Origin of the sequence: Embleya australiensis (genome assembly GCF_051903075.1) — a bacterium.
Taxonomy (GTDB): domain Bacteria; phylum Actinomycetota; class Actinomycetes; order Streptomycetales; family Streptomycetaceae; genus Embleya.
Genome location: NZ_CP182423.1, coordinates 734,166 through 758,900 on the forward strand (window position 1 = coordinate 734,166; position 24,735 = coordinate 758,900).

At 71.1% G+C, this 24,735-nt stretch carries 21 protein-coding genes and 2 pseudogenes; 11 read left to right on the plus strand and 12 right to left on the minus strand.

What is annotated here, in order from left to right; all coding sequences use genetic code 11:
- Window positions 1–196: 196 nt before the first annotated feature.
- Genes ACMXN5_RS33365 through ACMXN5_RS33375 form a run of 3 tightly spaced genes read left to right on the plus strand, consistent with a single transcriptional unit; the run spans window position 197 to window position 4,465 of the window.
- Complete coding sequence (locus ACMXN5_RS33365) at window positions 197–1,450, plus strand: LeuA family protein (protein ID WP_439681331.1); 1,254 nt, start codon at window positions 197–199, stop codon at window positions 1,448–1,450.
- Window positions 1,434–3,416 (plus strand): aconitase family protein, encoded by a 1,983-nt coding sequence (locus tag ACMXN5_RS33370; protein ID WP_439678628.1) that lies wholly within the window; start codon window positions 1,434–1,436, stop codon window positions 3,414–3,416. The genes ACMXN5_RS33365 and ACMXN5_RS33370 overlap by 17 nt, the downstream gene beginning before the upstream one ends.
- Window positions 3,413–4,465 carry an isocitrate/isopropylmalate family dehydrogenase gene (locus ACMXN5_RS33375; RefSeq protein WP_439678629.1) on the plus strand — a complete coding sequence of 351 codons (1,053 nt, stop codon included), beginning with the start codon at window positions 3,413–3,415 and terminating at the stop codon, window positions 4,463–4,465. Before ACMXN5_RS33370 ends, ACMXN5_RS33375 begins: the two co-directional genes overlap by 4 nt.
- A 123-nt stretch (window positions 4,466–4,588) precedes the next feature.
- On the opposite strand, the gene ACMXN5_RS33380 is transcribed toward ACMXN5_RS33375, so the two are convergent.
- Window positions 4,589–4,972 (minus strand): hypothetical protein, encoded by a 384-nt coding sequence (locus ACMXN5_RS33380; protein ID WP_439678630.1) that lies wholly within the window; start codon window positions 4,970–4,972, stop codon window positions 4,589–4,591.
- A 1,284-nt stretch (window positions 4,973–6,256) separates the two neighbouring features.
- Here ACMXN5_RS33380 and ACMXN5_RS33385 point away from each other — a divergent pair.
- The gene (locus ACMXN5_RS33385) at window positions 6,257–6,583 is read left to right on the plus strand and encodes a hypothetical protein (protein WP_439678631.1); all 327 of its coding nucleotides are present in this window, start codon (window positions 6,257–6,259) and stop codon (window positions 6,581–6,583) included.
- A 51-nt stretch (window positions 6,584–6,634) separates the two neighbouring features.
- On the opposite strand, the gene ACMXN5_RS33390 is transcribed toward ACMXN5_RS33385, so the two are convergent.
- The 4 genes from ACMXN5_RS33390 to ACMXN5_RS33405 all read right to left on the minus strand — a co-directional run bounded on the left by ACMXN5_RS33390 (window position 6,635) and on the right by ACMXN5_RS33405 (window position 10,964).
- Window positions 6,635–6,841, minus strand: coding sequence for a hypothetical protein (locus tag ACMXN5_RS33390; RefSeq protein ID WP_439678632.1), 207 nt, complete (start codon window positions 6,839–6,841; stop codon window positions 6,635–6,637).
- Window positions 6,842–7,270: 429 nt separating this feature from the next.
- The gene (locus tag ACMXN5_RS33395; RefSeq protein ID WP_439678633.1) at window positions 7,271–7,549 is read right to left on the minus strand and encodes a hypothetical protein; all 279 of its coding nucleotides are present in this window, start codon (window positions 7,547–7,549) and stop codon (window positions 7,271–7,273) included.
- A gap of 135 nt (window positions 7,550–7,684) precedes the next feature.
- On the minus strand, window positions 7,685–9,808 hold the full coding sequence (locus tag ACMXN5_RS33400; protein WP_439678634.1) for a trehalose-6-phosphate synthase: 2,124 nt from the start codon (window positions 9,806–9,808) through the stop codon (window positions 7,685–7,687).
- Between the two features lie 223 nt (window positions 9,809–10,031).
- The gene (locus tag ACMXN5_RS33405) at window positions 10,032–10,964 is read right to left on the minus strand and encodes a carbohydrate kinase family protein (protein ID WP_439678635.1); all 933 of its coding nucleotides are present in this window, start codon (window positions 10,962–10,964) and stop codon (window positions 10,032–10,034) included.
- Window positions 10,965–11,127: 163 nt separating this feature from the next.
- Here ACMXN5_RS33405 and ACMXN5_RS33410 point away from each other — a divergent pair, with 163 nt between their 5' ends.
- Window positions 11,128–11,691 carry a papain-like cysteine protease family protein gene (locus ACMXN5_RS33410; protein WP_439678636.1) on the plus strand — a complete coding sequence of 188 codons (564 nt, stop codon included), beginning with the start codon at window positions 11,128–11,130 and terminating at the stop codon, window positions 11,689–11,691.
- Between the two features lie 10 nt (window positions 11,692–11,701).
- Window positions 11,702–12,577, plus strand: a complete 876-nt coding sequence (locus ACMXN5_RS33415) for a hypothetical protein (RefSeq protein ID WP_439678637.1) — start codon at window positions 11,702–11,704, stop codon at window positions 12,575–12,577.
- Between the two features lie 143 nt (window positions 12,578–12,720).
- Here ACMXN5_RS33415 and ACMXN5_RS33420 read toward each other — a convergent pair whose 3' ends face one another.
- Window positions 12,721–13,305, minus strand: a complete 585-nt coding sequence (locus ACMXN5_RS33420) for a snapalysin family zinc-dependent metalloprotease (protein ID WP_439678638.1) — start codon at window positions 13,303–13,305, stop codon at window positions 12,721–12,723.
- 207 nt (window positions 13,306–13,512) lie between these two features.
- Window positions 13,513–14,997: a glycosyl hydrolase family 18 protein gene (locus ACMXN5_RS33425; protein ID WP_439678639.1), complete on the minus strand. Its 1,485-nt coding sequence runs from the start codon at window positions 14,995–14,997 to the stop codon at window positions 13,513–13,515.
- A 411-nt stretch (window positions 14,998–15,408) separates the two neighbouring features.
- On the opposite strand from ACMXN5_RS33425, the gene ACMXN5_RS33430 reads away from it, so the two are divergent.
- Window positions 15,409–15,960 carry a hypothetical protein gene (locus ACMXN5_RS33430; RefSeq protein WP_439678640.1) on the plus strand — a complete coding sequence of 184 codons (552 nt, stop codon included), beginning with the start codon at window positions 15,409–15,411 and terminating at the stop codon, window positions 15,958–15,960.
- 184 nt (window positions 15,961–16,144) lie between these two features.
- Here ACMXN5_RS33430 and ACMXN5_RS33435 read toward each other — a convergent pair whose 3' ends face one another.
- The 4 genes from ACMXN5_RS33435 to ACMXN5_RS33450 all read right to left on the minus strand — a co-directional run bounded on the left by ACMXN5_RS33435 (window position 16,145) and on the right by ACMXN5_RS33450 (window position 21,541).
- Window positions 16,145–16,822, minus strand: coding sequence for a restriction endonuclease (locus ACMXN5_RS33435; protein WP_439678641.1), 678 nt, complete (start codon window positions 16,820–16,822; stop codon window positions 16,145–16,147).
- Between the two features lie 225 nt (window positions 16,823–17,047).
- Complete coding sequence (locus ACMXN5_RS33440; protein ID WP_439678642.1) at window positions 17,048–17,881, minus strand: trypsin-like serine peptidase; 834 nt, start codon at window positions 17,879–17,881, stop codon at window positions 17,048–17,050.
- Window positions 17,882–18,335: 454 nt separating this feature from the next.
- Entirely contained in the window at window positions 18,336–20,762 is a 2,427-nt protein-coding gene (locus tag ACMXN5_RS33445; RefSeq protein ID WP_439678643.1) for an ABC transporter permease, read from the minus strand.
- Complete coding sequence (locus tag ACMXN5_RS33450) at window positions 20,756–21,541, minus strand: ABC transporter ATP-binding protein (protein ID WP_439678644.1); 786 nt, start codon at window positions 21,539–21,541, stop codon at window positions 20,756–20,758. The genes ACMXN5_RS33445 and ACMXN5_RS33450 overlap by 7 nt, the downstream gene beginning before the upstream one ends.
- Before the next feature lie 109 nt (window positions 21,542–21,650).
- On the opposite strand from ACMXN5_RS33450, the gene ACMXN5_RS33455 reads away from it, so the two are divergent.
- Window positions 21,651–22,871 (plus strand): sensor histidine kinase, encoded by a 1,221-nt coding sequence (locus ACMXN5_RS33455; protein ID WP_439678645.1) that lies wholly within the window; start codon window positions 21,651–21,653, stop codon window positions 22,869–22,871.
- Window positions 22,871–23,503 (plus strand): response regulator, encoded by a 633-nt coding sequence (locus ACMXN5_RS33460; RefSeq protein ID WP_439681332.1) that lies wholly within the window; start codon window positions 22,871–22,873, stop codon window positions 23,501–23,503. The genes ACMXN5_RS33455 and ACMXN5_RS33460 overlap by 1 nt, the downstream gene beginning before the upstream one ends.
- Here the strand turns inward: ACMXN5_RS33460 and ACMXN5_RS33465 are convergent.
- Window positions 23,488–23,904: a TetR family transcriptional regulator C-terminal domain-containing protein gene (locus tag ACMXN5_RS33465; protein ID WP_439678646.1), complete on the minus strand. Its 417-nt coding sequence runs from the start codon at window positions 23,902–23,904 to the stop codon at window positions 23,488–23,490. The genes ACMXN5_RS33460 and ACMXN5_RS33465 overlap by 16 nt on opposite strands.
- A gap of 26 nt (window positions 23,905–23,930) precedes the next feature.
- Here ACMXN5_RS33465 and ACMXN5_RS33470 point away from each other — a divergent pair.
- Both ACMXN5_RS33470 and ACMXN5_RS33475 read left to right on the plus strand, forming a co-directional pair.
- A pseudogene (locus ACMXN5_RS33470) lies at window positions 23,931–24,395 on the plus strand (SDR family oxidoreductase); the annotation flags it as partial.
- Between the two features lie 85 nt (window positions 24,396–24,480).
- Window positions 24,481–24,633, plus strand: a pseudogene (locus ACMXN5_RS33475) (SDR family oxidoreductase); the annotation flags it as partial.
- Window positions 24,634–24,735: the final 102 nt, after the last annotated feature.

The window sequence follows — 24,735 nt, forward strand, 5'->3', positions numbered from 1 at the left end:
CAGGACGGGCCCGGAAAAGCGGATGCGATCCGTCCGCATAATCTCCGGCGGGCGCAATTGCCGGTACGTCTCGAACCATTGATTCCCCACGGGGGCGTCCCGGATCCTGTCCTGGTGCATACTCCGGCGCCCTTGGTGTCCACTCCGGTCCCGCCAAAAATCCCACCCCAACGAAAAGGAGGTCGAATTGAACGGCATGACCGGCCGGAGCGGGTATCCGAGCCCTGACATCTGGTTCAACTGGAACACCATGGTCGTCGACGCCGCACCGCACCCTGCGGCGTACTCCGGAACGTTCTTCGACGAAACCCTCCGCGATGGAGTGCAGGCACCCCACATCAGAAATCCTTCGTTGGATCGGAAACGCGCCCTGGTCGACCACATGGCTCGCGTCGGGGTGCGATCCGCCGACCTGGGATTCCCCGGGGCCGACCCGGAGGCACTCCGTGAATGCGTGGCTCTGGCCCGGCACATCATCGCTTCCGGACACCCGATCGTCCCTGGCTACGCCGGCCGCACCCACCCCGCGGACATCGCCGCGATCCGGGAGATCGCGGCGCGGGCCGAGACCGCGGTCGACGCCTACGTCTTCGTCGGTGTGAGCCCCATCCGGCAGTACGTCGAGGACTGGAGCATCGCCGGCATCCAACGCAACATCGTCGATTCGGCCGCGGCCTGCCTCGACGGCGAGGTCGACTTCGTGCTGGTTCTGGAGGACGCGGTGCGGTGCACCCCGGAGGTCCTCGGACAGGTCTACGACGCCGCGATCGATTCCGGAGTGACCCGGCTGACCCTGTGCGACACCGTCGGGGCGGCCCGCCCGGAGGGTACGGCCGCGCTGCTCCACTGGACCTCCCGGTACTTCCGGAACCGGCGACGATCCGTCGACCTGGAGTGGCACGGTCACAACGACCGGGGGCTCGCCCTCGCCAACTCCCTGACGGCGCTGGCCCTGGGCTGCACCCGGGTGCACGCCACCATCCTGGGCATCGGAGAGCGCGCGGGGAACGCCTCCCTGGACCAGCTCATCGTCAACAGCCATCTCGACGGACACGGAACGTACGACCTGAAGGCACTCAGGCAGTACGGCGAGTACGCGGCGGAGGTGCTCGACGTGGACATCCCGCAGAACTACCCCGCTCTGGGCCGGGACGTCTTCAAGACCAGTGCCGGTGTGCACGCCTCCGCGATCCTCAAGGCGCACCTGAAGGGCGACACACTCGTCAAGGACAGCGTGTACTCCAGCGTCCCGGCCGGTTACCTGGGCCGCGAACAGGAAGTGCTGATCGATCGGGCGTCGGGGACCAACAACGTCCGCTACTGGCTGACCGTCCACGGCTACGACAGCACCGACGCGTCCCTCCTCAAGAAGATCCTGGACGGCTCCAGGGCCCATCGGGTTCCCCTCACCGACGAACAGATAGGGCGGATCATTGCGACCGCGGAGTGACCCCCGAGACGGGTCCGAGGAGCGCCGGATCCGCCTGCGCGGCAACGTCCTCGTCCTGACCGAGGACACCGATGTCGTGGCCGCCCAGTTGTCGGGCGGTGCGGTACCCGGCATCGCCGAACTGCTGCGCGCGCCGCTCATGGACAACATCTCCACCGACGAGATCATCCCGGGCTGGTGCTGTTACTGGTACGACGAGAAGCTCGGTGACTACGCCTACCTGGGACTGCGGGACAACAAGGTCGCCGAGGGCGCCCTGAAGTCCTTCGCGCCCCGCATCATCGTCAGCGGCGAGGCGAAGGGCTGCGGCTCCTCCCGAGAACACGCCGTCTACGCCGAGAAGTACGCGGGCGTCGAAGTCGTCTTCGCCCGGTCCTTCGAGCGCATCTACGAGCAGAATTGCCGCAACGTCGGCATCGTCACCTGCACCGACTTCGACCTGCTGGAGTCGCTCCTCGACGGCGAGGAACTGCCCCTCGCGGCGTTCACCCGACGTGCCAACGCCATCGAGCGCGCCATCGTCGACCTCGGGGGCCTGTTCGGCTTCAATCGCCAAGGCTGCGGCCTCGCCCCCGACTTCGCGCCCGCCCGCCCGCTGACCGTCGTGGAGAAGATCCTTCAGCGTGCCCTGTCACCGCGCAACCCGCTCCCCGAGAACGCCTCGGTGCGCGTCGGCGAGTCGTACTTCGTCACGACCGACGTCCGGTTCTCGCACGAGTACGTCACCCCCATGGCCGCGGGCATGTTCACGCGACAGTTCGGACCGCATGCCCGGCTCGAACAGCCCGACACCTGCTACTTCTTCCAGGACCACCTCTCCCTGGCCGCTCCCGTCCTCAAGCGCCGGGAGAACGGCGACCGGCTCATCGCCCGGGTCGAGGACCTCGGGGCCCGGCAACGGGAGTTCGCGGAACTCGGCGGCGGACACTTCATCGGCCCCCGCGAGGGGGGCGGCAGCCGGGCGATCTGCCACAACCACATCCTGGAGCACGTCGCCCGCCCCGGGGACGTGATCATCGGTACGGACAGCCACACCTGCACGGCCGGCGCCGTCGGCGCGCTGGCCTTCGGGGTGGGCGCCACCGACATCGCCAACGCCTGGTACAACCGCGAGACCCTGGTGAAGGTGCCGGCCGTCGTCCGGGTCGCACTCGACGGCGCACTGCGGCCGGGCGTCTGCGCCAAGGACGTCATGCTCGGCCTGCTGGTCCACCCCGGGATCGAGGGGAGCCGGACCCTGGGCAAGGTTCTGCTGTTCACCGGCTCCGGCGTGGGGTCCGTCGGTGTGGACGAACGCGCCACCCTGTGCAACATGGCGGTGGAGGCGGGGGGCATGACCGCGTTGTTCGAAGCCGACGACGTCACCCACGCCCATCTGGCCCGCCGCACTCCGGCGACTCCCGCCGGCGCCGCACCGTCCTCGGACCCCGGCGCCCGGTACGACTCCACCGTCACCGTGGACCTGGGCTCGATCCAACCCATGGTCGCCCTGCCGGGAGACCCGCGCAACGCCGTCCCGCTCGCCTCGGTGCGCGAGGACGTCCGCGTCGACAAGGTGTACGGCGGCTCCTGCACCGGCGGCAAGGCCGAGGACATGGACATGTACGCCGCCGTCTTCAGGCTCGCCCGTGACCAGGGACGATCGGTACCCGCCGAGGTCCGGGCGTACATCCAGGTCGGCAGCGAGGCCGTGCTGAAGCACGCCGCCGAACGCGGCTATCTCGACCTCTTCGAGCAGGTCGGCGTCACCGTTCTGCCGCCCTCCTGCGGCGCCTGCATCAACGCCGGGCCGGGCGTCTCGGAGCGGCCCGACGAAGTCACCGTCAGCGCGCAGAACCGCAACTTCCCCGGACGGTCCGGCCCCGGGCAGGTCTACCTGGCCTCCCCGTACGTGGTCGCGGCGAGCGCCATCGCGGGACGGCTCAGCTCCGTGGAGGACATGCTCGCCACCGGAGCGCGGACATGAGGATCGCGGTGATTCCCGGGGACGGGATCGGCGGTGAGGTCGTCCCGGCCGTGCTGCCCGCGCTCGAACTCCTCAGCGACCATTTCGGGTTGGACCTCTCGTACCGCATCTTCGACTGGGGCGCCGAGCGGTGGCTGGCCGAGCGGGTCGGTCTGCCGGCCGACGCGCTCGACCTGCTCGCGTCCGACTACCCCGCCATCCTCCTCGGCGCCCTGGGCGACCCCAGGATCCCCGACATGGCACATGGTCGCGACATTCTGCTGGGCCTTCGTCGCGGCCTCGACCTGTACGTCAACTACCGGCCGTTCACCCCTCGTGGCAGCGACCGGGCGATCGCCCTGTTCCGGGAGAACACCCAGGGCCTGTACGCCGGAGTCGGCGGCACCGTCTCGCACGGGAGGCTTCCGGCCGTGGCCATCGACGAATGCGTATACACCCGGGAGACCGTGGAGAAGTTCCTCCGCTATTGCCTGCGCACCTTGAGCGAGAGCGGTCGCGAACGGGTCACCCTGGTGCACAAGAGCAACGCCGTCCCCCACACGGGTCGCCTCTGGCAGGGGGTCTTCCGAGCCGAACTCGCCGGTTTTCCCGGCCTTGTGGGCAGTGAGGAGTACGTCGACTCCTTCTGCTACCACTTGGTGCGCGACCCCTCGCCCTACGAGGGCATCGTCGCCTCGAATCTCTTCGGCGACATCGTCAGCGACATCGCCGCGGCCCTCATGGGCGGACTCGGGCTGGCCGCGAGCGCGAGCGTGTGCCCGGAGACCGGCTGCGCCCTGTTCGAGCCGGTACACGGAAGCGCGCCCGACATCGCGGGCCGGGGCATCGCCAATCCGTATGCCGCGGCGACGGCGGTCGCCCTCATGCTCGACCATCTCGGCCACCCGCGGGCGGCGGCGCCGCTGCGCCGGGCGCTGGCCGCCGCGGCGCGGACCGACTCCGCCACGCCGGACCTGGGCGGTCGCGGCACCACCGGCACATTCATGGCGGAGGTCATGACGCGGCTGGAGAAGGCTCTCGCGCACGATGGGACCGAGCCGCAGGCCTGACCGCAGGGGCGGTGCATTCAGGCCACACTCCCGAAACTCCCGAATTCACCGATGCGGAAGCAGTGCTATGCCTGCGCCGGGCTGTACTACGACGTCGTGGGCCGCGAGCGTCGGGAGCGCCGGTCAGGTGGACGTGGCTGCCGCTGCCGTCGCGAGCGGTTCCGGCACCGTCCCGCTGAAGTCCGGCAGCAGCATCACGGCCACCGCCCACGCCTCCGGGTCGTCGGCGATCGTCGCCCGCGCGTGCTCGGCGAGCACGGCCGAGGCTTCGGCGTGCCCGTCGGGGAAGACGCCGGACAGGTCCGCGAGTGCTTCCGGCAACCGCGCCGTCGGGTGACCGAGTCCGACGAACTCCCGGACCGAGAGCACTTCGTCGGCGAGGGCGTTGCCGAACCAGGAGAGTCCGAGACGAGCCTCCCGCGCCGTGGGCGGCAGCGGCCCGGCGAGTGCCGCGAGCGCGTGCTCGCGCACGCCGGCGCCCAGTTCGACGGCCAACCCGTCGTCCACTCCGCGGCCGCACGGAGCAGTTCGGCGGGAAACGACGGATGCCGAGCGAGGAGCACCAGCGCCGCGCGGGGCAGCGGCTCGTGCACGTGGGCCGCCACGGCCGCGGGCCAGAACGCATCCGGAACGTGTCGCGCGGCGCGCTCGGGCCGTTCGCGGATGGCGGCTACGAGTTCGTCCGGATGCTCGCGGCGCAGGGTCTCGGCGCGCTACCGGGCCAGGCCGTCGGGTGCGTTCAGGGCCCACCGCCGGGCCTGTCGCGCGGTGGACGAGCGGTCCGGCAGCGACCGCAGCCGGGGGTCGAGCAGCGCCGCTCGGCCCTGTGCCTCCCACAGGCACCGTTTCCCGGTCGGGGATCAGGCGGGCGACGAGGGCGCGTGCGTCGAGCTCCGGGTTTCGCATCAGGGCGAGGACGAGGTGGCCGGCAAGCGGCTCGCCGACCCGCCTGAACACGTCGCGGACGTCGGAGGGCAGCACCGCGGGCACGGCGGCGGCGTCCTTCGGCGGAAGCCGGCCCAGCAGTCCGAGCGGGGACGTGTGGCCCCAACGCTGCGACATGGCACCGGCGGTGTCGGCATAGGGCGGGTCGGACCGGACGAGGGGCGCCCCGGCGCCGGGGCGGTCGGGGTCGGCGGCCCTTGCGGCGTCCGCGCACAACTCGGTGAACGTCCCCGGGTAGTCCGGGGGTGCTGCGCCGGCCACGCCCACGCGGCCGCGTCGAGGCCCGGAAGCATGCGGGCCGCTTCGTCCACGAGGCGGCCGAGGGATGCGATGTGGGGCTCGCCGTACACGGCGCGCGCGTGCCGTGCCAGGGTGCCGAGCGCGCGCCACGCGGGTCTGCCCTCGAAGGCGAGTCGACGGGCGGTCAGGACGAGGGCGGCGTCCGTCGGGCAGTCGGGGTGGACGAGCAACCGACGGGCGATGTCGACGCGGTATGGCTCGCGCAGGTGCTCCGCTACGACCAAGTCCCAGTCGCTGCGGGAGTGTCCGTCGAGCGCCGTGCTGTCCGGGCCGGTCTTGAGCTTCCGCAGCCATTCCGCCAACGGCGTGCCCGGGTCCGGGCCTGCCGCGCCGCGATCGACGGGAGCCCGAGACGGACGCGGACCCGCGCGGCCGTCGCCACATCGGCGTATTCGAGGAGCAGATCGGCCGCGGACGCCCGGCCGCCCTCGTCATCCTTCACCCCGCGACGATACCGACGCGGGCCCGCCACTGTCGGCCCACGGAACCATCACTATGCCAAGGCCGGTGCGGCACACGCTTCGGGGCGGGATGCATAGTGTGCTCATGGACCGATTCGTGGGCTCGGCACGTCTCGAGTGGTGGGCCAATACATCGCTCTGCCTCGGTGAGTACGAGATCGACATCACCGTAACGGTCGATGCCGCGAACGCGTGGCACGCGTCCGGCCGGCATTCGATCGCTCTGGACACGACCGAGCGTGAAGGCTGGGACTTCCTCATCGAGCTGGACCCCCACTTCTCCCTGGCGTTTCCCGGCGAGGACCGCGGCGGCATCCTGGTGCACATCGACGAGGCCAAGGACGGAACGCTCACCCTCACGGAGACACAAGGCTGGGATGGCTCCGTGAACATCATTTTCGATCCCACCTGAGGCCGGTGGTCGCCTCACACAGGCGGGAGTCGGGAGTTCCCCTCACCGTCATCATCCCCCGGGCGGGGTCCACATGACGGAAGTCCAGGGGGCGATGCCGAAGATGAGGACGTCGTGGGGACCGGTATTGGCTTCGGCGGCCAACGACCACAAAACGGCCCCGTCCTCCCCGTCGAACTGCCGCCCCGTCAGGGCCTCCCGAAATCCCAGCACGTGATCACCGGCCGCCACACCCAAGGCGGCCACCGTCACCGCCACCCACCAAGTCGTCCCGCGCAACGGTCGCGGCGCCCTCGTCGTTCGGGTAGCCCCCGCCCACCACATCGCTGCTTCGTCGCCCCCGCTCGCCCTGCGGCCCATCACGTCACCTCTCGCTGCCGAATTCCCCGTGATGACACCGTCTTCGTTCCCGTCCCCGAGTTGCCGCGCCGGCCGGGCTAAGGCCATGTCTCGTGGATCAGGTTTTGAGCCAGAGGAAGATGGCTGCAACGTACAGTGCCGCTTGGTGGTTGGTGGCGCCGGGCGACCGGAGGCCGGCTCATACAGGTAGCGGCCGAACACGGCGTCGTTGTCCGACGATCCGCGCGCAATCAACCGAATAGAACCACTATGCGGCTGCTTCTCCGACACAGGGATGCACGGCACCGGACGACGCGGCCTGATCCTCCAAGGTCCGCCGGACAGGGCCTAGTTGTAGCCGGAGTCCATCGAGCCGCTGAACCAGAGCACCCAGATCCAGAACAGGCAGGCGACGATCGAGCAGACCAGGCCCAACAGCGCGCGGGTCCGGGCGACTTGCTCCCGTCGGGACTCCCGGACGTTCACGATGCCGATCAGGACGCCGGCGACGCCGGCGAAGGGTGCCGGCATCCACGTCAGGCAGCAGATCACCCCGGCCACGGAGAAGAGCCCGAGCCAGAGCGGAGTGTCCGGGTGGAAGGAAGTCCTCGAAACGTCGTGCACCATGCGCGCTACCACCCCTCGTCGCGGAGTCCGCCCCCATCGGTTTTGAACACGTTCAAAACCGATGGGGCGAGAGTAACCTTCCACGTCCGCAGGTCGTGAGGCGGGGTGCGAGAACGATCGCGGCGGGCAGGTCGTTCACGCGGATCGCGGCCCCGGGCGCGGCCCGGTCGGGAGCGTGATGGTGGTCGGGGGCGGTTGGGCGTGGCCTCGGATGGCGGCGATGATCCCGGCCGCCCAGTGGCGGGGGTGGTCGTGGCCGAGGGCCGCGTCCAGTCGCATCATGCGGGCGCGGCGCTCCCGTCGGGGCATGCGCAGGGCCCGGCGCAGGACCCGGACGAGGTCCGCAGGCGAGTGAGGGTCCGTCAGGAGGGCGCCGCAGGCCAGTTCCTCGGCCGCGCCGGCGTGACGGGAGAGCACCAGGACCCCGGATCCGTGCGCGGCGGACTGCGCCGCGGCGAATTCCTTGGCGGTGAGGTTCATTCCGTCCTGGAGCGATGTCACCCAGAACACGTCCGCGGCGAGGTAGTGGTCCACGATCTCGTCGAAGGGCAGGTTTCGCGGGTGATACTCGATCGGTTGCCAGGTCGTGTTGCCGAACCTGTCGTTGATGTCGGCGATGCGGTGTTCGAGCGCGGCCCGGGTCGCGTCGTGGACGACGATGCCGGGCTCCGGTGGGGGGCATACGAGGCGAAAGCGCAGGCGGCCGCGCAGGTTCGGGTCGGAGGCGAGGAGTTCGCCGACGGCGTCGACCTTGCGCTCGGGGGCCTTGGCGTAGTCCAGGCGCTCGACCGCGAGGACCACGTGGCCCGCGGCGGACGGCGAGAGGGGTGCTCTTGCCCGGACCCGGGCGTCGATCGCGTCGCGGTCGACGCCCAAAGGGTGTACGCCCACGCTCGGCGTGATCCGGGTCCTGCCCAGTGTGGCCCGGAAGTTGGCGGCGAAACGCGCGGTTTGGAATCCGGCCCAGTCCAGCGTCGTCAGGGAGGCGCGCACCTCGGCCGCGACGGGCAGGGCGGCGAAGACCGACGCCGGGGGAAACGGTGTGTGGTGGAACAGGCCCGTGCGCAGATCCGGTCGCAGGGCGCGCAGGAGTCCCGGCACGAGCCACAGGTTGTAGTCGTGCAGCCAGACGGTGCCCCGTTCCGCGGCTCGGTCGGCGATGTGTTCGGCGAAGCGGCGGTTCACGGTGCGGTATCGGTCCCAGGCCGCGTGGTCGAAGCGGATGCGTTCGGGTTGCGACATCAGCGCCGGCCACAGTGTCTCCTTGCAGGCACGGTGGAAATAGGCCGACCACGTCGAGACGTCGAACGGTTCCAGCGACAGCGCGGGGCCGGGACCGAGGGCCCTCGGCTCCGGAACGGGCGGCGTCTGTCCGGCCACCGATCCGGTCACCCACAGGGCCGAAACGTCGCGGGCGTCCGCGTGTTCCGTGCCCAGGACCGCGCACAGCGTCGGCAGGATCCCGTTCGGGCTGGCCGGGGGCCGCCACCCGGTCGACGTCCATTCCCGGGGCGGGCGGTGATAGCCCACGACCACCGCGTGCCCGGGCTCCGTCCAGCCCAGGTGAGCGAGTGCGGCGAGGATGCCGGCAGCGCCGTGTTGCTCGGCGCGGTACACCTTCTCGTCGCCGGCGAGCGCCCGGTACAGACCGGGCTCGGAGCCGGCGACCACCACACCGTGCGCGCCGATCTCGAACATCGACAGGTCGTTGAGCGAGTCGCCGGCGACCAGGACGTCGTCCCACGCCCAGCCGTGCCGCCGCGCCAGCGCCCGCACCGCGGCGCCCTTGCCCGCTCCGGGAGGCAGGACGTCGAAGTAGCGATCGGCCGAGTACGCCCACGAGCATCCCAGCGCCCCCACCGCGCGCGTGAGTTCCCCGGTCAGGTCTTCGGGGGGCAGGTCAAACGAACACCGTCCCTGTTGAGCCACTCCCTCCTGGTACGCCAGGGTGGGGAACCCCGAGAGCGCCGCACGGACGCGGGCCGCACCGGGCCAGCCTGCGCGTAATCGGGACTGCAGGTCCACCACCGGGCTCAGGTCCGTGCCGTCGGCCACGGTGGCCCCGACGTCGGCGACGATCCACCGCGGCCTGGGCACGAGCGGATCGTCCAGCACCCGACGCACCGAGGGCAGTGCGCGGCCGGTCGCGAACACCACCGTGATCTCGGGGTGGCGCGACAGGACCCGGCGCAGCCGAAGGCGCTCGCTGTCGGTCCCGCCCAACAATGTGCCGTCCAGATCGGTGACCAGGACTCTCACCGGCGATCCCCCATTCGATACGGACGCCACGAGATACCCCGTGGGCGAGCCGCGCGTCCCTGCCGGCCGGGAAGCCGGATGCGCCCACGGGCTCGGGAGCGCGGTCGGGCGACGGCGGCGCGAACAGCGACACGCGTAGAACGAAGAACAACACTGTAGGGAGTTCTGCGACCGCCGGGGGCGATACGCGGGCTGTCGTGCGGCGATACGCGGGCTGTCGTGCTCAGATCGACGTCACGGGTTCGACCATCGCGAGCCACGCGGACAGTTCGCCGACCGTGACGGCCCCGCGCGATCCGGGCGAGGTGGCGGCCGCCGATCCGCAGGCCACCGCCGCCGCCAGGCACCGGGTCACGTCCCAGCCGGCGAGCAGGCCGTGGATGAATCCGGCGTTGAAGCAGTCGCCCGAGCCGGTGGTGTCCACGACCCGAACCGGCACCGCGGGAACGGCGAACCGACGCCCGTCCCGCAGGACGATCGCGCCGTGTCCACCGCGTTTCATCACGACCGTGGGGACCAGTTCGCCGAGAGCCGCGACCGCGTCGTCGGCCGTGGCGGCCCCCGTGAGCCGTAGCGCCTCGTCCACGTTGGGCGCGAAGACGTCCACCTGTGCCAGAACTTCGCGCACGGTCGGCGTCTCCAGCGTGACCGGGACGTCCTGGCAGTCCATGAAGACCGACGCGCCCGTCGCGCGTACCGCGCCCAGTGTCGCCGCCACGCCCGGGCCGTACCGCAGTTCGGGCAGGACCAGGATCCGCGGCCGGTACGCACGGGCCAACTCGTCCACCGGGCGGGGCATCGACGGGTCCTGGAAGCTGACCATGGCCCGGTCCGCGGCGTACGACAGCGCGACCGTGATGCTGCGCAGCGGCCCGGGGTGGTGGCGGAATCCGGACTCGTCCAACCCCGCCGCTCGGGCCCCGGCCAGGACGTGTCGGCTGAACTCGTCGTCGCCGAAGTCGGTGGCCCACACCACGTCGTTGCCCAGCCTGTGCAGCGCCAATGCCGGATTGAAGGCGCCGCCGGGCAACATTTCGAAGCCGCCGGCGAACGTCTCGCGTCCCACGGCCGCCTCGCCCGGCAGGTCGCGGAAGATCAGGTCGGCGAAGTACGCCCCGGCGACCAGGACTTCACGACGTTCGTCGGAGATACCCATGCCCGCATCATCTCGCTCCCGAGAGATTGCGTGCATATACGATTACCAGGCAAATAGCCTATTGGAATGAAATTGCCGTAATACCCCTATGTGACTTCAACATGATGCGATGTCATATCCATACCGGAACGCCCCGCTCGTCTCGTCACGGGAAGGCAGCAACATGGGCAGATTCAGGTACGGAATCGCGGCGACGGCCATCGTGCCGGCCGCCTTGGGATTGTGTGCGATCGCGGGAGGCACTGCTCACGCGGAAGCGGGTCAGGACACCATCACCATGTACAAGCAGGAGAAAACCCAGTGGTGCTGGGTCGCCTCCGGCCTGACCATCGCCAAGTTCCAGGGCTTCGGCTCCACGCAGACGGACTTCTGCACCCGCGCGCAGCCCTACTACGGCTGCAACAACCAACCCGCCACGCTCGACGACATGGCCAGGGGCTGGAACAGCCTGGGCATGACCCACCCCGGCTCGGGCCTGAACAGCGCCGCCACGTTCAACCAGGTGTACACCGAGGTCAAGGCGGCGCGGCCGATCGGTGCCCGCATCGGGTGGACCTCCGGTGGTGGCCACATGAACGTGGTCTACGGCTTCGACACGTCGCGCAACACGATCGCCGTGGCCGACCCATGGCCGGACACGGCCACGTACACGTGGTGGAACTACGCCGACTACGTGAGCAACAGCTCGTCGAAGTGGACGCACTCCCGCATCGGCATCTCCGGCTAAGGCAGGCGACATGCGCGACACCAGCCGCACCACAACGTCCGGCAAACGAACCGGCTTTCGTTTCTCCCGTCTGTCCGTCGTCCTCGCATCGAGCGCGTCCGTCCTGCTGTCCGTCGCCGGCCCGGCCCACGCGGCCCCGGCCAAGGACCCGCTCCCGGCCGACATCCCCGACTACCAGGCGGCCCTCGACGCGGTGAAGTCCACCGCCGTCCGCGACTCGGTCTGCCGCTTCCTGAGCACTCCGATCCCCGCCGGCACCGCCGGGACGGTGCAGACCATCCCCGAAACAGCCGAACCGTGCCAGGGCCTCCCGGCGTTCACCATCAAGGACCCGGTGGCACTGAACGAGATCACTGCCGGATTCGTCGCGGGCACTGCCCCGCCCCTGCCCACGGAGGCCGTCAAACTGACGAACCTGCTCTCCTCACTGAGCACCACCGTCAACGGCCGCACCGCCACCGTCATGCTCGCCCCCACCCAGGGCGGCGGCTGGCACCTGGCGGCCATCCGCGACGGCGACGGCGACGCCGGCTACGCGGGCAAGGCAACAGTGGGCACCCTCGTCTTCACCGAACCGCAACTCCGCGGCTGGTACCAGCTCAGGCTCGACACCGTCGAACCGCTCAACGAGCAGGCCCGGCAGGGGCTGGGCGGCCGGGCGTCGGTGTCGCTCGGCGACTACCAGAAGCTGGTCAAGGCCCGCTACGCCGACAAACTACCCGGCTCGGAGTACGACACGAAGGGGTACTCCAGCGGCTACGGCCCCCGGCACACGACGGACGAAGCGTCGTCCTCCACTCCGCTGCTCGCCGGCTCCGGCGCGGCCCTCGCCCTCACGGGCGGAGCCGTCGTCCTCCATCGGCGCCGACGGGCCCATACCCGCTGAACCCGCCCCGGCTCACCCCTCCCCCACTCCCGGCACCTCGGGATGGACGCCGTCGTGGTGGGGGTCGGGGTGGCTGAAGCGGCATCCTCGGCCGTGGTGCGGCCGGACGCCCGTGGACTCGGGTGGGCCGTCGAAGCGGGACCTCAGGGCGCGTCGACCATGACCCGGCCGGTGGTCGGAGTCTGCGCGGCGGTGCGGCCGCCGTAGGCGGACTCGACCCGGGACCGTTCGGCCGCGTCGGCAACGGGGTTCCGGCAGCCGACTCCCGCGCTGGAGCCCGACATCAGCTTGGAGCACGGACCCGGCTTGGTGTCCGGGAGGCCCAGGTTGTGGCCGATCTCGTGGGCGGCGATGCGGGTCTTGTCGTAGCCCTGGTCGACCGCCTGGCTGCCGAGTTCCACCCACGCCTGCCCACCCGGGCGGACCGGGCCCAGGCTTGCCTGCGGCCAACCGTTGGTGGCGGTGATCCGAATCTGGGCACGGGTACCGGGCGGCACCTTCACCAGCCTCACGTTGGTGACGTTCGCGTTCCAGGCAGCGACTCCGGCTGTGATGGCCGCTTCCCAACCACCGGCTCGGGAGTCGTCGTAGTAGAGGGTCGTCGCCGCCGAAACGCTGTTCGGGGCGGCGGCGTTGGACGGCGCGGCCGCGGCTTGCTCCGCAGGCGCCATGACCATGGTGACGACCGCGGCGGTCCCGACCACCGCGAACCACTTGGAGTGGGGCATGAACATCCTTCCGCTCGACTTGTCCGTGGCGTGGCGAGGCACAGGCCCCTTGGTTGTTCGGCGACCTGTCGACTCGTTCGATGGGAGTATGTGCGTGCTCGTCGGTTTCCAGGCATACCAGTCGGCCATAACATCCACGCGGAATCGGCGACGTCGGTCGCGGCCGGCCCCGCCCGGGCCGGCCGCGACCTGTGTCGGGCGGGTGGGCTATCCCAGTCCGCCGTTGAGGGCTGCGGCGAGTTCGCCGTTGTCGGTGTCGCCGCTCAGTTCCCAGAAGAAGGCGCCGCCCAGCTTCTGTTCCTTGGCCCACTTCGTCTTGACGGCGAGGCTGGCCGGCGTGTCGTAGCCCCACCATTCGTTGCCGCAGTGGCCGTACGAGGTGCCGCCGGCCAGCCCGGTGGCGGGGCAGCGAACCTTGAGCGCGCGGTAGCTGCCGTCACCCGACGCGGGCGCGGTCGCGGTGCCACCCGGTTCGCTCTGGGTGACGCCCGTCCAGCCGTGGCCGTAGAAGGGAATGCCGAGCAGCAGCTTCTTCGCGGGTACGCCCTTGCTCCGGAGCTTGGCGATGGCATCGGCCGAGTCGAAGTTCGGCACGGGGATGCCCGGGTACGACGTCAGCGGCGAGTGTGGGGCGGTCGGGCCCTGCGCCATCCACGGACCGAAGAAGTCGTACGTCATGACGTTGTACCAGTCCACGGCCCCCGAGGCGCCGCCGTAGTCGGCGACGTCGAGCTTGCCGCCCGGGGCGGCGTCGGCCGTGATCGCGGCGCTGACCAGGGCGCCGGCGCCGAAGCGGGCACGGGTGGCGTCCAGCAGGGTCTTGATCGACCCGAAGCCGCTCGCGTCACAGGTCAGCCCGCACGCGTTCGGGTATTCCCAGTCCAGGTCGATGCCGTCGAACACGTCGGCCCAACGCGGGTCTTCGACCACGTCGTGGCACGACTCGGCGAACGCGGCCGGGTTCTGCACGGCCTGGGTGAAGCCGCCGGACCAGGTCCAGCCGCCGAACGAGTAGAGGACCTTGATGTTCGGATACTTCTTCTTCAGCTCGCGCAGCTGGTTGAAGTGGCCCTTCAACGGCTGCTCCGCGGTGTCGGCGACACCGTCGACGCTGTCGGCGGCGGTGTAGGGCCTCTGGTAGTCGGCCCAGGGATCGCCGACCACACACTTGCCGTCCACGACGTTGCCGAACGCGTAGTTGATGTGGGTGATGTTGCGGGCGGTGCCGGACGTGTCGATGTTCTTGGCCAGGTAGGGGCCCCAGTTGGTGAAGTAGCCCAGCTTGACCTTCGCTTCGCCGGTGGTGCGCACCTTCGCGGGGGCGCTTGCGGGACCGACCTGATCCCTCGTGTCGCGCGCGACGACGGTGTAGGTGTAGCCGGTTCCGGTGTTGAGGCCGCGGTCGACATAGGACGTCTGCCGAACGGTGGCGACCTTGACGCCGTCGCGCAGCACGTCGTAGTTCCGCACGCCCCGGTCGTCCCTGGCCGCGCGCCAGGAGAGTTTGACCGACGTATCGGTGACGTGGCTCGCGTGGGGCCTCCCCGGCGCGGTCGGCCGCCGGTCCCGGCCCCGGTCGGACGTCTGGCCGGACGTCTCCGAGTCGCCGGCGCCCTCGGCATGGGCCGGCCCGGTCAGGCCGACCAGGGCGCCCAGGGGCAACAGCAGGGCCGTGAGCAGAGCGATGAGCATACGACCGCGCCTGGTGCCCGGCCGATCGGGGTCTCGCGGGTGCGTGACGGGTCGTGCGGTGCCTGTGCTCAAGGGAACTCCTCGAACTCGGTCCGAACGTACGGGGACTGCGTCGCCACGCAGGCGTGTCGAGAGTCACGACACACCCCGTCGCGGCTGCCCGAGCCTAGGAAGGGCCCGAACCACCGGTCAATGGTCTGTACCAGATTGGTCTGGACCAGACTCTCTCGTGTTCGACGAACCTCGGCGGCTCGAACGGCCGGTCACGGGGCGGTCGCGGGCGATCGGGGTTGGGCATTGCACGGCCTCTGGACACGTGGCCGGGGCTACCGAACGACCACGGGGATCCGGCACGCTTTTCAGTAGCCGTCGGGTACGGGCTCGGCGAAGGCGATCGAGGAGGACGACTCCATGTCCCGGAAGGCATATCCCGGTTTACGTCCGCTGCGTGTCCTGCGCCTGTCGGTCGCCGCCGTGCTGCTCGCGGCGGTGGTGCTGGTCGGCCCCGGCGGCGCGGCGCCCGCGCACGCGGGCGGCGGTGTGTACCGGCTGAAGCTGTGGTGGATGTGGCAGCGCGGGGACAACTTCACCGCCGCCACCCCGGCCGACGACCAAAGCGCCGCACCCGGTTACCTGCTCATTCGATACGAGCCGTGGGTCTACGCGGACCCGGAGGCCGGCACGGTCCCGCTCCAGCTCTACTGGCACGCCGGCCGCGAGGACAACGCCAGTGTGGCCGACATCAACAGCCTCGACACGGTCGCCGCCACCGGGTACACCTACATCCGCACCCAGGGCTGGCTCTATGCGACTCCGGGCCCCGGCAGGGTGCCGCTGTACCTGTACTGGCACGCGGGCCGCCAGGACTTCCTGACCGTGGCCACGCAGGCAAGTATCGACTCCGCGATCTCGGCCGGCTACGTCCTCCAACGCATCGAGGGCTACGTGATGTCGAACCCGTAGGAGCTGTCGGCCTCACCCGATCGTGATCGGCGCGGCCGCGAGCGCGGGTACAGGCGGGGGTGCAGGCGGGGGTGCAGGCCGGGTCGGGTCGGCTTCGGTGCTGGTGACGTGTCCGGCGGGGCCGACGCGGTGGGCGATCACGGTGATCGCCGCCTCGTCGGGCGGCACCGGCGAGGGTTCGGGGTCAGCGGCGCCGGGTTGGGCCCTGGCCGGTGCCGTTGAGGGTTGCGAGTCGGGCGAGAGGTGTTCCCTGGTTCCACAGTCCGAAGAAGTCACGGTGGACGGCGAGGATGCCGTTGTCCACGGCGAATGCGGTGGACTGCTTGCTGAACGTGCTGGTGGTGACGAGGACGGCGACGTCGGCGCCGAAGTGGGTCTTGGCGCCGAGGAGGTCGCGGACCTCCTTGGGGACGATTCTGCGGGTGGTCGCGTAGCGTTTGCACTGGACGACCGCGGAGCGCCCGTCGGGCAGTCGGCACAGTACGTCGGCGCCGTTGTCCCCGGAGCCGCCGACCCGACGCACCTGCGTGCATCCGTCGCGGCGACACAGTTCGGCCACGAGTTCCTCGAATTGCGGGCCGGTGAGCGCGTCCACTTCCGCCAGGGTCCGCCGTCGCCCCGCGGCTACGGCGTCCTGGTGTCGCCACCGCTCGTCCTCGACCCGCGCGGCACGGTGGGCGCACCACAGCCGCCACCCCGCCCCCGCCGACGCGGCGGCCACCGTCACCCCGAGCGCCGCCCACACACCCCCGACGACGAACGCGACCGCCACCAGGATCACCGCCGCCGCGATCGCCGCCGTCCGTCCACCCGTCGCTCGCGGCGCCCCGGATGTCGATCCACGCCCCTGCGGCTGCGTCATGGCGATCCCCCGTCGTCGAAAACACCCGAGTCCACTCTGGTGGATGATCCGCAGGAAAATCCGCCGGCTTCCGAAACCGGGCCGGAACCGCCCGCACCCCGGAGGCAGTTCGGGGCCGTGATCGCCATCGGGGTCCCCGACCACCGCACCCCGCCTGCCATGCGGGGCTCACGAGGTGCGGTGGTGTCGACGGACCGGAACCGCGGCCGTCTCCGTGGGTGGGCGTCAGGGCTTGGGCAGGGTGCAGCCCGGCAGGCTCAGGTCGACCTTGTTGCCGATACCTATGCAGGGCACGATGATGTACGTCTCCTGGGCGTAGTTGATGCCCTGATGGATGGTCACGTTGCCGTTCTGGTCGACCTCACACGGGTTGTTCACCGTGCAGGTGGCACCGTCCTCGTTGCCGGTGTTGTTGACGGCGACGACCTTGCCGGTCGTCGTGTCGATCACCGGGGAGCCGGACGTACCGCCGATGGTGTTGCAGGACGACGTGTAGCGGACCGAGTCCCGCCAGGTCCAGTCACCCTCCTTCAGGCGATACACGAAGCCGTCCACGTTGCAGCTGTAGATCCGCTTCCAATACCCGGAAACCACCTTGATCGCCGAACCGGCCACCGGGTGCTGGTCGTTGAGGGTCAGCGCGCTGATCCCATACGACCTCTGGATCTGCGCGTAGGTCTGGGTGAGTTCGTAGATCGAGATGTCCGTATCGGTCATCGTGGCGTACGAGACCTTGTGGGCCCGCAGGGTGGCAACCCTGGAACCGGAGGCGCCGAGCAGCGAGAAGGTACGGGACGACGGCTGGTCGGTGATGACCTCCCCGGCACCGGGGAATCCGGTCTCGAGGCAGTGGCCGTTGGAGAGGACGAGCGCGGGGTCGCCCGGCTGCGAGTTGGGCATCCGGATCACGGATCCCGAACAGTTGCTCAGCGCCACCGTACCGGCGAAGTTGACCGCCTTGACGGTGGCCGGCGGGGCACCGACGGCGGGTGCCGTGCCCGCGATCGCGAACAGCAGGGCACAGACGACGCCGAGTGCGCCGACGAGGGACTTCTTCATGTGAGGTTCCCCTTTTGAGGGTGGGGACGATGAAGGAGCGCAATTGTGTGGTGCATGCGCATTGTTGAGGCTTCGACACCCAAGGGACAAGTAAGCAAGGTGAGTTGGCTGTTTCTTTGCGCACGCCGACCATTGCCGCACCGGCGGCGGCCGATGCCACCGGGACGGCTGCCGCAGGGCGAAGACCTCCAGGCCGCCCGTCGACGGTGCCGGCGTTCGGTCGCCGGGGTGTCGGCGGTGGTTGCGAGGTACATGTCCTGCTCGGCCATGGCACTGTCCGGCTCGATGGACCGACAGGTCACAGGCTCGAACTCCCGCCCGAATCCCCTCCATTGCGTCTTGTCGTGAGCGAGGAAGAACACGCCGAACCGTCGCCGGTGGTGCTTGCCGGCCTGGTTGATCGCGGCGAGGATCTCGGGGCCCGACCGGTGAAGGCGAAGTCGCCGATGTCGCTTCATCCTGCGGGTATTCGGTGGCGGTTGGGGCGGAGGGCCATCCACGCGGGGCCGACGGAGGCAGCCAGGGCGGCCGTGAGGCATGTGGCGATGACGCCGCCGACGAGCGGCCACGGCACGACCAAGGGGACCGAGGTGCCGCCGAGATCGCTCAGCGCCGAACGCAGACTCAGCAGCGACGGCACGGCGACGACCGCGCCGAGCGCCGTACCTATGGTCACGACGATGGCCGACTCGGCGGCGATGGCGCACAGCGCCTGGCGGACGGTCGCGCCGGAAAGGCGCAGGACGCGCAGATCGGGCAGCCGATCGGCGGTGGCCATCATCAGGGTGTTCGCGATCGCGATGGCCGTGTAACCGACGGAGACCACCACGAGCAGCACGGTGAAGATCCACACGAGGCGTTGCTCCTCGGCGTCGGCCGACGAGGCGTAGGCGGCGACGCTCACCTCCTTGCCGCCGAGCGGCGCCGGCGCGGGATCGGCGCCGGTGCGAAAGACGGCCGCCGTCAGGGCCGAGGGATCGTGGGCGCGGACGGTCCCGCGCGGGAACAGGACGTCGTAGGGCGTCGACCGGTCGGCCAGCACGGCAACCACGCGCATCGTCTCGGTGGCGCCGTCGCGGAAGGTCACCCGCGCGTCGCCGCCGTGTCGCCACCCCAGGCGCGCGGCGGCGCTCTCGGACACCGCCATCGTGGTGGGGCCGCGCAACTCGGCGAAGGAGCCCTGCCGAGCCTCGACCCGGTCGCCGACGGCGGCGAATTCGTCGGTGACCACACCCGCCGCCTCGACGACCGCGCCCTTGTCGCCGTAAACCGTCGTGGGTGTCAGAGGGGTGCCCGCCACCTCGGCCACCGCGGCGTCCGTCAGGCCCGGGGTGTCATCGGGCACGATCACACGCTCGGCCCGCACCGACGCCGCGCGCCGCGCCTCGTAGGACTGCGCCGTGGTCGCCACCATGCCCGTGATCAGCACCGCCAGGCCGACCGTCGCGAGCACCGGCGCCGCGGTGGCGGCGGTGCGGCGCACGGCCGTCAGCATGCCCTCGCGTACGAGCAACCCGATCGCCCCGGCGCCTCGCGACAACGGCCATGTCAGCACCCGCACCACGGGAGGCACCACCGCCGGGGCGAGCATGGTCAGCCCGACGATGAGGGCCATCGGCGGATACAGCCCGAAATCCGCGAGCGCCCGGGGGTCGGCCGTCGCCGTGACCGCCGCCGAGACCACGCCGAGGGCCACGAACAACAGCCCACCGACGACGCGCCCGCGCGACATCGGCCGGTTGTCCACGTCGGCCTCGCGCAGGGCCTCCAGGGGCGCGATCCGCGCGGCGCGGCGGGACGCCGACCACACTCCCGCCATGGCCACGACCATGCCCAGCACGAACGCGCCGGCCAGGGGCAACACGCCGACCTCGACCGTGAAGCCCTCGGGCTCGAACCCGAGATCGACCAGGACGCCGGCGAACGTGGGGGACAGGACTCCGCCGAGCACGACCCCGAGCCCGGCCGCGAGCGCGGCGACGGCGCCCGCCTCCGCGAACAACGCGCGTCGAACCTGCTTCGGCGTGGCGCCGATGGTGCGCAGCAGACCGAACTCGCGTCGACGACCCGCGACCGAGAGGGCGAACGTGGACGCCACGACGAACACGGTCGTGAACGCGGCCAGAGCCGCCATGGCGGAGAGCACTTGGAGGCCCACCCATCGAGTGAACGCGGCGTGGCCCGGTTCCAGTTCGGCGCGGTCGGAGCCGGTGAGCACCCGCCCTTCCGCGCCCACCACCGCCCGCACCGCCGCCGGGTCCGGCGTCGCACCGGCGCCGGCGAGCAGGCCCAACACGCGTACACCGCCCGCGAGTCGATCCGCCCGGCCGTCCGTCAGGTAGATGCCGGGGCCGTCGACGAGGCCCGACACCGTGTAGGGCGCGGGTCCGGACGCGGTGAGCACGGTGACCGTGTCGCCGGGGCGCGGCCCGAGCCGGCGGTCGAGCACCACCTCGTGGTCGGCGACGGGTGGCCGCCCCGCGACCGGCGCGTGGGCCGCGAGCGCGGCGCTCGACCAACCGTGCCCCAGCGGATCGTCGGACCGGGGATCGCCGGCGGGGCGCCCGCCGATCACCACCTGGGCGTAGAACGAGCGGTCCACCACGACGCGCCCGACTCCGGGTACGGCCGCGAGTCGATCCGCGAGCCGCCGCGCCCGTTCCGCCGACCACGGGGGGCCGTCGTCGAACGGCGGCGCCGGCGGCCGGGCCTCACCGCTGCGTACGAGCACCGGCGCGGCCGCGAACCGCTCCGGGGTCTCGGGGCCCGAGGACAGCAGGACCACGCCCGTCGTCGCGAGGATCGTCACGCCCAACCCGAGGCCCACGAAGGAGCTGAGGAACGAGACCCACCGGGCCCGCATGGTGGCGAGGGTCAGCACAATTCCTCCAGCCACGCCATGCGGGCCGCGATGGTCTCGGCGGAGATGCCGGCCCCGTCGGCGCCGCGATGGATCTCGTCGGCCACGCGGCCGTCGGTGAGCAGTACCACTCGATCCGCGAAGGCGGCGGCGGTCGGGTCGTGCGTGACCATCACCACCGTCTGGCCGTGCGCGTCGACGACCTCGCGCAGCAGGCGCAGGACGTCGCGCGATGCCTTCGAGTCGAGCGCGCCGGTCGGCTCGTCGGCGAACACCACCGCGGGCCGGGTGATCAACGCGCGGGCGATGGCGACGCGTTGTCGCTGCCCGCCGGACAACTCGGCCGGTCGGTGGCGGGCCCGGTCCGCGAGCCCCACCTCGGCCAGGGCCGCCGCGACGCGCGCCGGGTCGGGGCGGCGCCCGGCGAGGCGCAGCGGCAGGGCGACATTCTGTTCGGCGGTGAGCGCGGAAACGAGATTGAAGGACTGGAAGACGAAGCCGACGCGCGAGCGCCGAAACAGCGTCGACTCGTGCTCGTCGAGGGCGCGCACGTCGACGCCGTCGACCCGGATCTCGCCGCCGTCGGCGCGGTCGATGCCGGCCGCGCATTGCAACAGCGTGGACTTGCCCGAGCCGGAGGCGCCCATCACCGCCGTCAGCGTGCCGCGCGGGAAGTCGAGGGTGACGCCGTCGAGCGCGGTGACCCGCTGGGCACCCGCGTGGTGCGTCTTCGTCACGCGAAGCAGGCGCACGGCCGGGCCCGTCGGTGTGGGTGTCGGTGTGGATGGCGCTGTGGTCATGCCCTCCAGGAAACCGTCGGCGAACGCCCGGCACATTGGTGCCAGGGCGAGAGCGGGACTAGCCCTGGCACTACCGACGCGGCCGTCGCACGCCGGTTAACGTCGTCGTATGTTCGCGCAAGCCTCGTGGGACTCGATCGGTCGGCGACCGGTGCGTTTCCTGGTGTCTCCGGTGCCATGGCGGGCCCTGTCCTATCTCGGGGCGAGTTGGGTCGTCGGGGCGGTCGTCGTGGTGACCGTGACGTCGGTCGTGGCCGTCGGCGTCGCGACGTGGGAGACGTCGGTGGGCCCGGTGTTCACCGCGTCGCTGGGGCTCGTGGCGCTCACGTGCATGGCGGTCGCCGCCGCGCCGTTCGAGCGGTGGCGGCTGCGGCTCATCGGCGCTCCCCTCGCCGCGCCGGAGCGGTCGGGCGGTGTGCGGGTGCGGCTGCGCGAGCCCGCGGGGCGGCGCGAACTGGGCTACGCGCTGGTTTCGTTGCTCGCGCTGTGGTGGGTGGATCTGGGCATCGCGTCGGTGGCGTTGGTCATTCCGGGGCTGTTGGTCTCGGCGCCGTTGCAACCCACGGCGCCGTTGTGGATGGCGGTGGTGTTGCCGTTGGTGGGGGTCGTACTGCTGCCCGTCGCGCTGTTCCTGATCGCGGCGTGGGCGGGCGTGCGGGCGACGATGACGCGTGCCGTGCTCGCGCCTCGCGAGGCGGAGTTGATCGAGGTGGTGCGATCCAGGGCGCGTCTGGTCGACGCGTTCGAGACGGAGCGCCGGCGGATCGAGCGCGATCTGCACGACGGCGCGCAGCAACGCCTGGTCGCGTTGAGCATGAAGTTGGGCCTGGCCTCGCTCGACCTGCCGCCCGGGTCACCCGCCGCCCGTGAGGTCCGCGAGGCACACGCGATGGCGCGGGCGGCGCTGACCGACCTGCGTGAGCTGATCCGCGGCGTGCACCCGCAGGTGCTCACCGAACGGGGACTGCCGGCCGCCGTCCGCGATGTCGCGGGGCGCTCGCCGGTCCCGGTCGACGTCGATGTCGAAGTGGCCGGGCGATTGCCCACGGCGGTGGAGGTGACCGCCTATTTCGTGGTGTGCGAGGCGTTGACGAACGTGGCCAAGCACAGCGGTGCGCAACGGTGCACGATCCGCGGGCGGGTGGCCGACGGGCTGCTGGCGTTGGAGGTGCGTGACGGCGGTGCGGGCGGTGCCGACCCGGAGGCGGGCACCGGGCTGACGGGTCTGGTCGATCGACTCGCGGTCCTCGACGGCAGAATGCTGTTGTCCAGCCCGATGGGTGGCCCGACCCTGCTGCGAGTGGAGATCCCGTGTCCGGCCTCAGAGTAGTGCTCGCGGAGGACGCCGTGCTGTTGCGTGAGGGGCTGGTGGGCCTGCTGGAGCGCTTCGGCCACGAAGTGGCCGCGGCAGTGGGCGACGGTCCTGCGTTGATCGCGGCCACGCGGGAGCATCGCCCCGATGTGGTGATCGCCGACGTGCGCATGCCACCCGACTTCACCGACGAAGGGCTGCGCGCCGCGCGCGAACTCCAGGCGGCGATACCGTCGTTGGCCGTGCTGGTGCTGAGCCAGTATGTCGAGCAGACCTTCGCGGAGGAGCTTTTCGACGCGCGTGGCGCCTCGGGCATGGGTTATCTGCTGAAGGAACGCATCGGCGATGTCGAGGAGTTCGCCGACGCGCTGACCCGCGTCGCCCGGGGCGGAACCGTGGTCGACCCCGAGGTGGTCCGCCAACTCCTGGCGCGTCGGCGCGATCCGCTGCGGCGCCTGACTCCGCGCGAGCGCGAGGTCCTCGCCCACATGGCCGAGGGACGCTCCAACGCCGCCATCGCCCGTGCGTTGGTGGTGACGGAGGCCGCCGTGGCCAAACACATCGCAAGCATCCTGACCAAACTCGACCTCCCACCGGCCCCCGACGACCACCGCCGAGTCCTGGCCGTCCTGGCCTACCTGCGCGGCTGAAGAACCCGCGCGACGCGGACGGCACGTCGAGGACACCCGGCCCACCCGGTCGCCCGGCGATTGCACGGCGGCTGCGCGTCTCGGGCGCGGAAGGACAGGCCCTGGTTCACGGCGGTGTAGTACGCGGCGACGGCCTCGGTGTCGGTGTCCGGCGGCAGGTCGCCGTCCCGCACGCCGCAATCCAGGCGCAGCCGCAAGTCGCGCAGCCCCTCGTCCCGCCGGGTGGCGAGGAGGTCGCGTACGGGGGCGTTGGCGTCGGTGCAGTTGGTGGCGGCGACCACGATCATGCAGCCGGCGGGCCCGTCGGCGTCCGCGACGCGGGCGTTGGCGCGAAGGATCGCGGCGACGGCGGCGCGGGTGCGGCGCCGGTCGACACGCGCTGCGGCAACAAACGCCGCCACGCCATTCGGCCTGCGCGGCCCGCACTGTGCGAAGGGGCCACGATGGCCGAAACCCACGCCACCGCCACCGCCACCGCAACCGGCACGACCGACCCCGCCGGCGGCGTGCCGCCCGGAAAGACTGCCCTGGTCACCGGCGGCAGGGCAGCCGGGGAATCGGCGCGGCGATCATACGCAGGCCCGCGCGCAACGGTGCGGACGTCGCGTTCACGTACGTCAGTGCCGCCGGCAAGGAGCAGGCGGGCAAGGTCGCGGCCGACGTCGAGGCACTCGGCCGCCGCGCGCCGGCACTGCGCGCGGGCGCCGCCGATCCGAGGGTGGTCGTGGCGGTGGTCGAGCGTACGGCGGCGGAGTTCGGACGGCTGGACATCCTGGTCAACGACCCCGTGTCTTCCCCAACGGCCCGATCGAGGAGGTCACGCCGGCGGAGGTGGACCACACGATCGCGGTACACGTACGCGCGGTGTTCCCGGCTCGCAGGCGGCGGCGCGTCCCTGCCGAACGGGAGTGGGCGCATCATCGGCATCGGCAGCACGCCGGCCGAGCGCGCCGTTCACGGGGGTCACGCTGTACGCAATGAACAAGGCGGCGCTCGGCGGCCTGACCCGCGGCCTCGCCCGGGACCTGGGACCCCGCGGCATCACCGACACCGTCGTACACCCGAGCGCGACCGACACCGACATGAACCCGGCCGACACCGCCGCCGCGAACCTCCAACGCGAACTCACCGCCCTGGGCCGGTTCCCAGCCCCGGACGACGTCGCCGCCACGGTCACACACCTCGCCGGCGCCAACGCCTGCCCCGGCCGGGAGGCATGCACCGCAATGCCG